At 58.4% G+C, this 13,033-nt stretch carries 8 protein-coding genes and 1 pseudogene; 1 reads left to right on the top strand and 8 read right to left on the bottom strand.

The genetic code is table 11. The annotated features are described in order from the left end of the window. Positions 1-85: 85 nt before the first annotated feature. Positions 86-2,731, top strand: coding sequence for an RHS repeat-associated core domain-containing protein (locus tag KSS91_RS23910; RefSeq protein ID WP_217836315.1), 2,646 nt, complete (start codon positions 86-88; stop codon positions 2,729-2,731). Positions 2,732-3,209: 478 nt separating this feature from the next. Here the strand turns inward: KSS91_RS23910 and KSS91_RS28885 are convergent. From KSS91_RS28885 to algG, 8 genes and pseudogenes are all read right to left on the bottom strand, one after another. Then, positions 3,210-3,393: pseudogene (locus KSS91_RS28885) on the bottom strand (transposase); the annotation flags it as partial. Positions 3,394-3,561: 168 nt separating this feature from the next. Then, positions 3,562-5,013, bottom strand: coding sequence for a mannose-1-phosphate guanylyltransferase/mannose-6-phosphate isomerase (locus KSS91_RS23900; protein ID WP_015096746.1), 1,452 nt, complete (start codon positions 5,011-5,013; stop codon positions 3,562-3,564). A 214-nt stretch (positions 5,014-5,227) separates the two neighbouring features. After that, positions 5,228-5,884 carry an alginate O-acetyltransferase AlgF gene (locus KSS91_RS23895; protein WP_015096745.1) on the bottom strand — a complete coding sequence of 219 codons (657 nt, stop codon included), beginning with the start codon at positions 5,882-5,884 and terminating at the stop codon, positions 5,228-5,230. Between the two features lie 14 nt (positions 5,885-5,898). Then, positions 5,899-7,074, bottom strand: coding sequence for an alginate O-acetyltransferase (locus KSS91_RS23890; protein WP_217836313.1), 1,176 nt, complete (start codon positions 7,072-7,074; stop codon positions 5,899-5,901). Positions 7,075-7,085: 11 nt separating this feature from the next. Beyond that, on the bottom strand, positions 7,086-8,651 hold the full coding sequence (locus tag KSS91_RS23885) for an MBOAT family O-acyltransferase (RefSeq protein WP_217836312.1): 1,566 nt from the start codon (positions 8,649-8,651) through the stop codon (positions 7,086-7,088). 213 nt (positions 8,652-8,864) lie between these two features. Further along, positions 8,865-9,986, bottom strand: a complete 1,122-nt coding sequence (locus tag KSS91_RS23880; protein WP_217836311.1) for a mannuronate-specific alginate lyase — start codon at positions 9,984-9,986, stop codon at positions 8,865-8,867. A gap of 8 nt (positions 9,987-9,994) precedes the next feature. Beyond that, the gene (locus KSS91_RS23875) at positions 9,995-11,443 is read right to left on the bottom strand and encodes an alginate O-acetyltransferase (protein WP_217836310.1); all 1,449 of its coding nucleotides are present in this window, start codon (positions 11,441-11,443) and stop codon (positions 9,995-9,997) included. 10 nt (positions 11,444-11,453) lie between these two features. After that, the gene (algG, locus tag KSS91_RS23870) at positions 11,454-13,031 is read right to left on the bottom strand and encodes a mannuronan 5-epimerase AlgG (protein ID WP_217836309.1); all 1,578 of its coding nucleotides are present in this window, start codon (positions 13,029-13,031) and stop codon (positions 11,454-11,456) included. Between the last annotated feature and the right edge of the window lie 2 nt (positions 13,032-13,033).

The raw sequence follows: 13,033 nt of genomic DNA, 5'->3' as shown, positions 1-13,033 counted from the left end.
GCATACTGTGCCATCAACCCCACCAATCCACCGCCACACCCCGAGCCTGACCGCGATTGACCCTCGGGGGCTGCCGGTGCGTGCCGTGGGTTACTGGCGTGACGTCGACGACGTGCGCCCTCAGGCTCGGGTCAACCGCACGGTCCATGATTGGGCGGGGCGAGCGATTGCGCAGTGGGACCCGCGATTGTTTCTGGACGCTTCGGCTCCAGCCAATCTGCAAACGACTCATGCGCTGTCCGGTGCAGAGTTGAGTACGAACAGCGTTGATGCCGGATGGCGTGTGGCGCTGTTGGGTGAGGCAGGGCAACCGATCCACTACTGGGATGGCCGTGGCTCGCAGCGCTGGATGCAGTACGACACTCAGTTGCGCCCGGAATCGGTGTTCGAGCAGCCGCTGGATGGCAAAGCGCTTTGCACGGAGCGTTTGAGTTACGGCGCGAGCGATCAGGCCTCTGCCGAGCGCAACCAATGCGGACAACTGATCCGCCACGATGACCCGGCGGGCTCGCAGCAGTTTGCCGAGTTCGGACTGCACGGCACGGCGCTGGGGCAGACGCGGCATTTTCTGAACGACCTGATGCTGCCGGACTGGCCCGAGTCGATAGCGGATCGTGAGTTGCTGTTGGAACCGGGCGAGGGCGCCACCACCCGTTCACAGGTCAATGCATTGGGTGAGGCCTCCCATCAAACCGATGCCAAGGGTCACCGCCAGTTGTTCAGCCAGACCCTCGACGGGCAGTTGCGCGAGGTTCGCCTGCAACTCAACGGCACACCCACCCCGAAAACGCTGGTCAGCGCCATCACCTACAATGCCCACGGCCAGACCGAACGGGAAGTCGCCGGCAACGGTGTGATCACCACGCTGGAATACGACGCGCAAAATGGCCGATTGACCCGCCTCAGTGCCCAACGCGGCAACGAAGTCCTGCAAGACCTGAACTACGCCTACGACCCGGTGGGCAATGTGCTGAGCATCAAGGATGCCGCGCTGCCGATTCGCTACTTCGCCAACCAGCGCATTGAGCCGACCAGCCATTATCGCTACGACAGTTTTTCGCAACTGATTGAAGCCACTGGCTGGGAGGCAGGGGGCTCAAACAAGGGGCCGCAGTTTGCAACTTTCGACGATCCCGCGGCCTGCGCCAATTTCCGCCAGCAATATAGCTACGATCCGGGCGGCAATTTGCTGGAGTTGACCCACGAAGGCCCGCAAAGCCACGGTCATCGATTGGTGGCAGCAGCGCACAGCAACCGCTGTTTGCCGGTGCTGGAGGGCGTGGAGCCGGGTGAGGACGACTTCCGCCGAGGCTTCGACGCCAACGGTAATCTGCTCAACCTGCAACCAGGACAAACGCTGAGTTGGGACCTGCGCAATCAATTGTATGAAGTACGACCGGTCGAACGTGTTTCGGGCCTCAATGACCGCGAACGTTATGTCTACGGTGCCGACGGGATGCGCCTGCGCAAAGTCCGCGAGACCCTGGCCCATGCCCGGACGTTGGTCGCTGAAACCCGCTATCTGCCAAACCTGGAACTGCGCAATTACAGCGGTACGGGTGAAGTGTTGCAGGTGATCAACGTCCAGGCCGGGCGCTGCAGTGTTCGGGTGTTGCATTGGGAGTCCGAAACACCAAAGGACGCTGCCAATGACCAATACCGCTACCACCTGAACGATCATCTGGGCTCCTGCACCCTGGAGCTTGATAAGGACGGCGAAGTGATCAGCCAGGAGCGTTATCACCCATATGGCACCACCGCCTGGTTCTCTGGACGCGGGGAGGTGGAGGCGAGTTACCGAACAGTGCGTTATTCAGGGAAAGAGCAGGACGTGACGGGGTTGTATTACTACGGCTACCGGTATTATCAGCCAGGGGCCGGACGCTGGTTGAGCTCCGACCCAGCGGGGGCGATAGACGGATTGAACCTTTACAGGATGGTTCGGAATAATCCTGTCAATCTCGCAGATAAAAATGGTTTAGCACCAGACACTATAGAGGAGGCGTTAGAGATACTTGTAAATGAAAACGTGGGGGATATTGCGCAGGAGGTGCTCAGGCGTCAATGGAAATCAAAAACTTGGAAGCCAAGTGATGTCAGAAATGAAACCCATGATGTTGAGTTTGATGTGGCAAAAAAAACACTATCTTATGATGAGCGCAATGCTATCGCTAAATACACAGGTACGGACTTTCAAGAGCTGGTTAGGCAATCAAGAGTTGGCGGAGGGCAAAGCAAGATGGCAAAAAACAATACGGAAATACATAATGTGGTGACAGCATTGCTGCTGGCGATGGATAAACTCCCTGACCCAAAATTTGATATTATATATCGAGGGGTTAATGGCTTTACTGGATTCAATGAAGATACGGCAGACGGCGCGCAGATAAAAAACAAAGGTTTTGAGAGTTTCTCTTCAGGGCGTGCGGTAGGCATGACAATAGATAAGGACACACTTTTAATGTTGAAAAATCCTGAGGGTATTAAGATATCTACTATATCTGCACTTTCAGCTTTTCCCGGTGAAAGAGAGGTGCTGCTGGGTCCTAATCCTATATACGTTATTGAAGACGTTATTACAGAGGTCAGGCATCCGAAAAGTTTTGAGGTGTTCAAAAACCCAGATTTAATTCCTACCATGGAAAATGTCAGGGTGGTTATTTCAGCAACCTTAAAAAGTGCATACTCAAACTGGAGGAAGGAATATAGAAAAATAGACACCGAAAAATGAAGATCGGGTAATTCAAGTGGGGACGTATGGAGTGGCAATTATTCCATGTTTTATGTAAGGTTTGTTTTTGTAATCGAGCGGAATTGCTTTCTCCGAGGGGGGCTGATGAAATCTCCTTTTTGGACAAAAAATGTAGTCCCCGTGCCGGAGTTTTCTCATCTTGCTCATGCTTCTCTACGTTCGAATAAACTGACTAATTCGGACTGGGAAGGAGTGACACACTCAAATGTCTGCTGATGACACGGCAGCTTGCTCTACCCACTTTTCTGATGATGACTGAAACGACCTCATAAAACCGGCCGCTTTCTTGGTAGTTTGACTGTCTCAATGAAGTGTCCATCATGTGGATGGAAATCACATAATTTGGCTAGCGCGTCAGTTAATGTGGTTTGAAAAGGGCAATCTATTGTGTGTGAGCGCTCGCAATACTGTGTGTCACCTCTGCTATTTAGGTAGCCGTACGCCATCCGTCTGATGATCTTTCGAGCAGGATTGTTATGACGCAGCTGATTAGCTTCATTGACGCAGACCCGGTTAATCACCTCTCGGCTAAATTTGGCCACCGCATGGAAGAGGTCGTAGACAATTCGAGCTTTGGGGCAGTGCTCACGAACCTCCAGTTCAAAAGCGGTGTTCATGTCCATCACCACCGCTTTGATTCGAGCGCTCCTCTGCGACTCCAGATCCTCGAAGAACTGGCATTCATTCAGCGACGGTTGGTTGGGCTCCATCGCGTGCAACACATAATCCAGGCAAGAAAAAGCCCCCACCCAACCCACTGCGGATTGGGAACGCAGCGAGGTAGCTGGGGGCTCAGGGGTTACAGATATTTACTGCGCGATAGTCTTCACCGCAACCCCACGCTCAACCGGCGTAGACCGCCCGTAGATATCTTCAAACCGCTCGATATCGTCCTCACCCAGATAACTCCCCGATTGCACCTCGATGATCTCCAACGGAATCTTCCCCGGGTTACGCAGGCGATGCACCGAAGCAATCGGAATATAGGTCGACTGGTTCTCGGTCAGCAGGAACACGTTCTCGTCACAGGTCACTTCCGCCGTACCGCTGACCACGATCCAGTGTTCAGCACGGTGGTGGTGCATCTGCAGCGACAGGCACGCGCCCGGTTTGACCGAGATGTGCTTGACCTGGAAGCGGCCGCCCATGTCGACCGAGTCGTAGGAGCCCCACGGACGGTAGACTTCGCAGTGGTTCTGGGTTTCGCTGCGGCCCTGTTCGTTGAGGGTGTTGACCATCTGTTTCACGCCTTGGACCTTGTCCTTGTGGACGATCATCATGGCGTCCTTGGTTTCGACCACGACGATGTTTTCCAGGCCGATCACCGACACCAGTTTGCCGTTGCCGTGGATCATGCAGTTTTTGCTGTCCTGGATCACCACGTCGCCCTTGGTTACGTTGCCGTTGGCGTCTTTTGCATTCACTTCCCACAGCGACGACCAGCAGCCGACATCGCTCCAGCCGGCGGTCAGCGGCACGACGCAGGCGCGTTGGGTTTTTTCCATCACCGAGTAGTCGATGGAATTGTCCGGGCAGCAGGCGAAGGTGGCTTCGTCGAGGGTGATGGTGTCGGCGTCCTGGTGGCTGCGTTCCAGAGTCAGCAGGCAGGTGTCATAGATGTCCGGATCGTGCTTTTTCAACTCTTCGAGGAAGCGGCTGGCGCGGAACAGGAACATGCCGCTGTTCCAGAAGTAACCGCCGGACTGGACGAACTCGGTGGCGCGCTTCACGTCGGGTTTTTCGACGAAGTGCGAGACGCGGCTGACGCCTTCGGGCAGCAGCGAATCGTTGGTCGACTTGATGTAGCCATAACCGGTTTCCGGCTTGGTCGCCGGCACGCCGAACAGCACCATTTCACCGTTTTCGGCAGCGACTGTGGCCAAGGCCAGGGCGCGTTGCAGGGCTTTCTGGTCTTCCAGGACGTGGTCGGCCGGCAGTACCAGCATCAGTTCGTCGCGACCTTCATTGACCAGCATCATCGCGGTCAGGGCCACGGCCGGCGCAGTGTTGCGCCCGAACGGCTCCATCAGGATGCGCTGGGATTCCAGTTTGCGCGCCGCTAATTGCTCGTTGACGATGAAGCGGTGGTCTTTGTTGCAGACCACGATGGGCGTGTCCATGCCTTCGAACACCAGTCGCTCCAGGGTTTGCTGGAACAGGGTGTGTTCGCCGGTCAGGGCCAGGAACTGTTTAGGGAATTGTTTGCGGGAAAGCGGCCAAAGACGTGAGCCACTACCACCTGACAAGATTACTGGAATCATGTTGTTACTCCTGGAATATCGATTGGTTAGAGCTACTGCGTTCTGTCGTTTCACTCTTGTTTTTGTTTCGTAGCCCGATTGACGCCTAGATACTTTTGAGGGAGCGGGCTTGCTCGCGAAGGCGATGGATCAGTCGACATTGATGTTGAATGTCAGACCGCTTTCGCGAGCAAGCCCGCTCCCACAGGGGGGATGCGTCAGTCAGGCAAATTGTTTAGCGCGTCGATACCGGGCGTTTCACCCAGACCGGCGACAGGCTGCTGCCGCTGCCGGTGACGTACAGCACCGCGGCTTCACCGCGTTCCAGGGCGACCGGTTTCACGTCGCCGACTTTGGTGGTGCCGTCATAGAGCGCCAGGCTGACTTTCACCGGGTTGATTTCACGCTCGCCGCGACCCTTGGGCGCAACGTTCGGGACCACGTCGGTCTTGCCATCGGCGGTTTTCAGGGTCAGCGCCTTGTCGCTGAGGTTTTGTACGCGGACCAGGGACTTCTGCTTGTTCTTGAACGGCGGCTCCTCGATCAGTTGCGGTGCGCCGCTGGCGTTGTTGACCAGGGTGTAATAGTGGTCGCCGGCCAGTTTCACCGGCAGGCTCTGGCTACCGACCTTGGCGCTGTAGTCGCCGCCCGGCATGAAGCTGAAGTCAGTGCTCGACAGTGGCGCGACCTCGCTCAGGTTGGTGCTGCCGACGGTGGCGCTGACTTCGGCGTTGCTGGCGTTGTAGATGCGCACGAAGGTCGAGCCTTTCGGTGCGGTCGGGCCGTACAGGGCGGCGTCGCCAGCGGCGAAAGCCTGTACCGACAGCACGCTGAGGCCGGCAACCAGGGCAAGGCGTTTGGCGAGACGACGAGGAGTAGTAGTGAAAGTCATGGTGTACCTCTCTTTCAGTTTTGCGCCCGGTCGGGCGTCTCGGATTTGTTGTTGCTGGCTACGTTTTGTTGGCGGGCGCCGGCTTGTTTAAGCTCTGCGACCCACTGCGGGTCGGCGTCGCCGATTTCGTTGTTTACAGGCAGATATCGTTCAGGGAACTCCCAGATCAGCACTTGTGGCGGGCTGTTCTTGAAGGCATCGCTTTTCAGGTAGCTGAGCATCGGCAGAATCGGGCCGTGACCGTCTTCGGCGTAATTGACCACGTCGCTGTTCAGCGCTTGCTTGAGCGCACCGACGAAGTTCCAGTTCGGGTTGGCGCTGTAGCTGGTGCCGATCAGGGCCACCGGCACTTCGGTGTTGGCAAACAGCGCGTCGTCACCGGCGGGCTGGTCTTCAGCCGCGACCGTATTGCGCTTTTGCAATTGTTCTTGTTTAGGCATCAGGTTTTCGAACAGCGGGTCCAGCGGCAGGAACAGACGCAGGTCGCCCTTGTGGGTGATGGTCTCGGCAGGTTCGGTGACGAAGCGCTGCGGCTCGCCGCTCAGCGGGTACTTGTCGGCGATGGTCCTGGCCAGACGGTTGGCGGCGATCTCGGCGCCTTGCGGCGTCCAGTGGGTGTCGGTGCGCAGGAACACCTGCTGGCCATTCTGCTTGGCCTGTTGCAGCGGGCCGAGCAGGTCGGGGGCCGGAATCCGGTCGGCGGCCAGGCGCTGGTGGAAGTCCTTGTAGAGGTTGGCGTGGATGCTCGCCGGTTTCTCCTCACCGAGGTGTTCCGGGTACAGGCGCACCTTGGCCGGCACCACTGCCATCACCAGTTGCACGCCTTTTTCCTTCAAGGTCTGGCGCACGCCTTCGACCAGCGCGTAGTTGCCTTGCAGGTTCAGCTCTTCGTTGACCACCGGGTGGAATTCTTCATCGCTGTACAACCACTGGTCGCGACCGAGCACTACGCCCGGACGACCTTCGTTGAACAGTTTGAAATCCAGCGCGGCCCAGAGGTTGGTGCCCAGGCGCTTGATCGGGAACTCGTCGTCGTAGTGCGTTTCCACGGCTTTGCTCCAGCGGCCGTTGAGCACCGTCGCATCCGCGTTGGTGCTGAAGCCGAAGAAGCTGCGCACCGACCACAGACCGAGCACCAGCAGGGTCACCAGGAACAGCGCGATGTAGAAGATGCGTAATGAGCGGGTCATGGTCAGATCCCTCAGAACTGGAAGTAAAGGAACGGCGAGAAGCTTTGCGCCGAGAGTTTGAGAATCGAGGCGATGAACAGCAGCAGCACCAGCGCACGCATCACGTAGCGCGACCAGTCAGCGGTCCAATAGGCCGGTTGCACCTGGGCCTCGACGCCGACGGTGTAGCCAGGCTGGTGGATGCTCGCCGGGTTATCCCCAGGCACGGCCTTGATCGTTCCCGGTGTCGCAGCGGCAGGGCCGTCGGCGTCGACGTTCACTGCAGGCTTGGTCTTGACCGGAGGCTGATTGCTGTAGAAATCGCGCAGGCCGAAGAACGCCAGGGTCACGTAGGCCACGATCAGGGTTGCCACTTGCAGGCCGGTGAGGCTGGCCTGGTTGAGTTCCGACAGCGACCAGTCGCCGAAGCTGAACATTGCGCCGTACATGCGCCCGGCCACGTGCAGGTTTTCCGCGCGGAAGATCACCCAGCCCATCACCACCAGCAGGAAGGTCAGTGCCCAGCGGATCGGGTTGATGCTGCGTGGCGAGGTGTTCAGGCCGATGGCTTTTTCAATCGCCAGCCACATGCCGTGCCAAGCACCCCAGACGATGTAGGTGATGTTCGCGCCGTGCCACAGACCACCGAGCAGCATGGTCAGGAACAGGTTGCGATAGGTCATCAGCGTGCCTTTGCGGTTGCCGCCCAGGGTGATGTACAGATAGTCACGCAGCCAGGTCGACAGGCTGATGTGCCAGCGCCGCCAGAACTCGGTGATCGACTGGCTGATATACGGCTGCTTGAAGTTTTCCATGAAACGGAAACCCATCATCAAGCCCAGGCCGATGGCCATGTCGCTGTAGCCGGAGAAGTCGAAATACAGCTGCGCGGTGTACGCCAGGGCGCCGAGCCAGGCATCGCCCGTGCTCGGGTTTTGCAAGGCGAAGCAGTGGTCGGCCACCACCGCGAGGGTGTCGGCGATGAAGACTTTCTTGATGAAACCCTGCATGAACCGCGTGCAGCCCTCGGAGAACTTGTCGAGAGTGTGGGTGCGGTTGTTGAACTGGTCGGCCAGGTCGCGAAAACGCAACACGGGACCGGCGATCAAGTGCGGGAAGATCGCCACGAATGCTGCGAAGTCGATCAGGTTGCGGGTCGCCGGGGTGTCGCCACGGTAGACATCGATGATGTAGCTGATGGACTCGAAGACGTAGAACGAGATCCCGATCGGCAGCAGCACGTGAGTCAGGATGAAAGGCGAAAGACCCACCGATGTCATCATCGCGTTGATGCTGTCGACGCCGAAGTTGGCGTACTTGAAGTAGCCGAGGATGCACAGGTCGACGGCCACGCCGAGCAGCAGCCAGCGCTGCGCCGGTTTGGTCCTGACCCCGGCGGCACCGACTTTCAGGCCGATCCAGTAGTTCCACAGCGTGACGCCGGCGAACAGTGCGAGGAAGTCCACACGCCACCAGGCGTAGAACACGTAACTGGCAATCAGCAGCAGCAAATTGCGATAGCGTTGCCCGCTCAGGTAGTACAAGCCGAGGAAGATCGGCAAGAACAGAAACAGGAACACGTTGGATGAAAATACCATCCCGATCTCTCCATGTTTAACCAACAGTCAAGGGCCAACGGCCCCCCCAAACCCCCCACCGAAAACCGAGGGAATATCACTCAACTCAAATCTTGCACTGACCCCTTGTGGGAGCGGGCTTGCTCGCGAAAGCGGTGTATCAGTCGACATCATTGGTGAATGTCAGACCGCATTCGCGAGCAAGCCCGCTCCCACAGGAGTTTTGTGGTGGTGCTAAGAACCCTTGCCCTTTTCATTGGCCGGGTCGTAGACCTTGGTCAGGTCACCGCCGAGGCGGAAGGTCTTGAACGGTTGCATCTTGTGTTTCTTGGCCAGCACCTCGGGCGAGCAGGTGTAGAGCGTGCAGAACGGTTCGAGCCAGGCGAATTTCGAGTCGACCTTAAGGTCGGTCATGTCCTGTTCCTTGCCGTTCTTTTCCTCGAACTCATCCGGGTCTTTCACCCCGGCGAGCACGCGATCACCGAGGCGTTTCAATGCACCGTTGTTTTCCTGACGCAAGTCCACGCCGTTGACCTGGGCGAAACTGGCGATCATCGCCAGCGGCGGCAGGGCGTAGTTGTGGTAGGCCAGGGCCCGCTGCTGACGCTTGAGTTCGTTGGGCAGGTAGCCGTCGGCGTCGACCTGGTTGGCGCCGACCTTGAATTCCTTCACGGCCCAGTCGAACAGGTCGCGGCGGTTGGTGGCGACGGAAGTGGCCATCACCGACCACGCGGCCCAGTACGAGTGGTTGTTGGTCTGCTCGAGCGGCAGGTTGTCCCAGTCGCTGACCACCTGGTCGGCCATCTTGCTGAACCAGGCTTCGATCAACTGCGACTCTTGCTGATGGTTGGCCAGCGGACGGGAGTCGGAAAACTTCAGGCGAATGTATGAAGACGCCATGCTGCCCAACGCCCATTTACGCATCGACTTGCCGGTGTGGTTGAAGTCCTTGGACATCAAGGCATCGGCCTTGGCCCACGCGGTCAACCAATTGAGCGTGCATTCCAGTTGTTCCGGGCGACCGTCACGCATGAACTGCATCACTTGCTTGCTGGTGCCGCGCTCGATCTTGGTGATGTCGGCAGTACTTTCACGGAAGGCTTTTTCCGACTGCACGTTCAGGGTCGAGCGGGCCTTGTCCGAACCTTCGTACTTGCTGCGAAATTGCAACGAGCCGGTGTAGGGCGTCGGCATCGCATCGCAGCTTTCGCTCTTGTCGCCGGTTTTGACCTTCTCTATCGGTGCGAAGTAACCCTGTGGCGGACGCAATGGCGCCGCCGCTTGTGTGGCGCCAGCAAACATCGCCAGGCTCAACAGCGTCGGTGCCAACAGATGCTTCAGTTTCGGATTTCGCATAGCAGACCTCATTGCCCGACCGAAGCAGTACGCTGCTCGGCGCTCGGGAATACGTTGCGTTTGCAGATTTTCGCTTCGACTTTCTGAGGCGCGGCACCGGCTTCGGGGCCCTGGACTTCAACGGCCAGCAGGTTCTGCGAGGCCCAGTCTTCGTCCGTGCGCAACTCGAAAGCGAAACGCCCGTCAGTCTCGGAGGTTTCCGGTTTTTCGATCTTGATGTCCTCGTGGCGACCGTTCATGTACCAGAGGGTGGCTTGCAGGGTTTTCACCGACGTATCGGCGAAGCGGATGTCGACCTGGTGGCTAGCGTTGCGCAGGTCCATGTTCTTGCTGTTGACCATCAATTCGTTTTTGCCCGGCTTGAGCGTGGCGCTGCCGGACATCTGTGCATCCTTGCCTTCGCAACCGTTGTCCAGCAGCGCCATCATCTGGCGGTAGATGGTTTCCTGGTCGAGGCGGTACAGCGGCGAGAATTCCCAGATGAGAATCTTCGGCGGGTTCTTCTGGAACTCATCGCTGCCCAGGTACTGCAGCATCGAACCTTCCAGGCCGCCGCCGGGGAACGCTACGTTGAGAATGTCGGCGCCGATGGCCTCTTCGAGGAAACCGGCGAAGTTGTAGTTCTTGCCACTGTGGGAGGTACCCACGAGGGTGATTTGCGGATTGCCGGAATCGCCGAACAGATCGCCATCGCCCGCTTCGCCCTTCGGCTCGGTGATGAACTGATCCATGTACTGGATCGCGTAGCTGGTGCCACAGAGTTGACCGGCCATGTTGTGCAACGTTCCGGTCTTGCCCATGCGACCCGACTTTTTGGTCTCGAATTCGCGCTTGGGAATGTCGGCGTATTCAGGCAATTGCTTGACCTTCTCGGCGACGATTTTCGCCGTGCGCTGGGCACCGTACGGGGTCCAGTGCTGGTCGCCGTGGAAGTAGAAGTCGTGGGCGGGCAGGGTCTCGGGTAGCGACTCGTCGGCCAGCGGCGACAGGTCCGGAACGACGTAGCCCATCTGCGCGAAACGGCCCAGCATGGTCTTGTAGTTTCTCAGCGCCTTGTCGAAGTCGAAGCTGGCTTTCTCCGCCGGGTTGAGCTTGTTGCGGTTCACCAGGCCACGGGTCGGCTGGTACACGACAACCAGTTCCACGCCTTTGCTCTTGAACGCATCGTGCAATTGCTTCATGCGTTTGTAGCCGGCGGGCGTGGTGTCGAATTCGGTGCGCAAGTCTTCCTGCGTACGGAACAGCCAGTCGCCCTGGGCCTGTACCAGCGTGGTGAAGTTCTGCTGATAGCGGGTGGTGTAGTTCTTCGCATCGTGCGCCGCCGGGCACAGGCTGCAGCACGGTTCGGCGCTGAACTTGGGCGCTTGAACTTCATCGGCACGCGCGCCAGTGCTGGCCGCGAGAATGCCGGCGGTCAGGGCCGACAGGCTGAGTAATTTGATCAAGTGTGGGTGCATAAGATTATCCTCAGTCCTGCATTTCGGTCTGGCGTTCGACGGGGTCGATCAGCACGGCTTTCTGCTGGCGCACCAGCAGGTCGAGAATTTCATCCTGACGCTCGCCAAGGATGCCGGTGAAGCTGATACCGCTGGATTTGGTCGGGGCGAGCATGGACACGCGATACAACTCGACACTCAGCGGCGAGTCGATGGACAGCGGGCCGCTGCCGTTGGCCGCCAGCTCACCGCCGACCACGATCAGCGACACCTGGGCGTCGAACGGGTCGAGCTTGATGTCACGGTCGGTGTTGCTCAGGTCCTTGATGTGGCCGTAGACGCCGGTCAGCCCGTTGGCCATGGCGACGTTTTCGTACAGGCGAATGTTCACGCTGTTACGAATGCGGATGCCGTGGCGACGGTTGCTGATCACCTTGTTGCCCCACAGCAGGTTGTCGGCACTCTCGTAGAGAGTGATGCCGTCGGTGTGGTTCTGGTAGATCTCGTTGTAGGCGATCAGGTTGTTCACGCTGTTACGGTCGATCACCAGGCCCGACAACTTGTTGTCGTAACTGCGGTTGTTGAAAATGAAGCTGTCGTTGACCTCACGGGAAATAATGATCCCGTGCTTCTTCTTGGTCCCGTAGACCGTGTTGTCGGCAATGATCAGGCCGTGGGAACGGTCGTGCGGGTCGATACCGTAGACGATGTTGTCTTTGTAGGTGTTGCCCTTGACCACGAAGTCGCGGGTCTCATAGCAGTAGAAGCCGTACCACATGTCCGAGAACTCGGAGCCGACGATCCAGCCGGTCGGCTCAGGACGCTTGAGCACCTTGGCCATGTTCGGCGTGTACTGGGAAATACTCACGCCGTAGGACTTACTGTTGGCATAGCCGAAACTGGCGATCTTGCTGTTGGCGATGTAGGTCTCGGTGCCGCCCCAGGACAGCAGGAACGGACGGAATTCCTTCGGCGAATTGAACGTCGCCGGGCCGTTGTCCTTTTCGCGCCAGCCAGTGATTTTGGTATCGCGTACGAACAACTGACCGTCGTTGACCAGGAACGCACCGCCCTCCTGGGACAGGCGCAGTTCCTGGGTCTGTTTGTCGATTTCGAGGATGCCGTGACGACCGACCACGATCGGCAGCCTGGCGAGGTACACGCCCGGTGACGTTTCGATGACGTACTTCGGCAGTTTCTTCGCCACGTCCTTGAGGTTCATGTAGCCGTCGTCGACGAAGATCGCCTGCGGGATGCCGTGCTGACGCACCACCCACTCGGCCATCTTGTTGTCGCCACCGATGAAGTCCTTCAGGGCGTCTTCCTGCATCATCCGGCGCAGGCTGACTTTACCGACCTTGCTGCGCACGATTTTTTTCGCGATGGCCTCGGCGGTGTAGCCCGAGACGTCCGGCAGCGTCGGCTTGGCCAGTTCCAGCGGCGCGGTCGGCGCGCTGCTGACGGTGTAGGTCTTGGCATGTTGCAGTTCCTTGGCAACAGTGGCCGGCTTGGCGGGGGCAGCCGGCTCCACAGTCGCGAAGGCTGCCGCACTTGCCAGTAGCATCGCGCCGGCCAGCAAGGTCAAGGAACCTTTCTTGGCACTGTTCATGT

Origin of the sequence: Pseudomonas azerbaijanorientalis (assembly GCF_019139795.1) — a bacterium.
Classification (GTDB): domain Bacteria; phylum Pseudomonadota; class Gammaproteobacteria; order Pseudomonadales; family Pseudomonadaceae; genus Aquipseudomonas; species Aquipseudomonas laurylsulfatiphila.
Note: the sequence above shows the minus strand (reverse complement) of the source record. Positions and strands in the feature narration are given on the sequence as shown.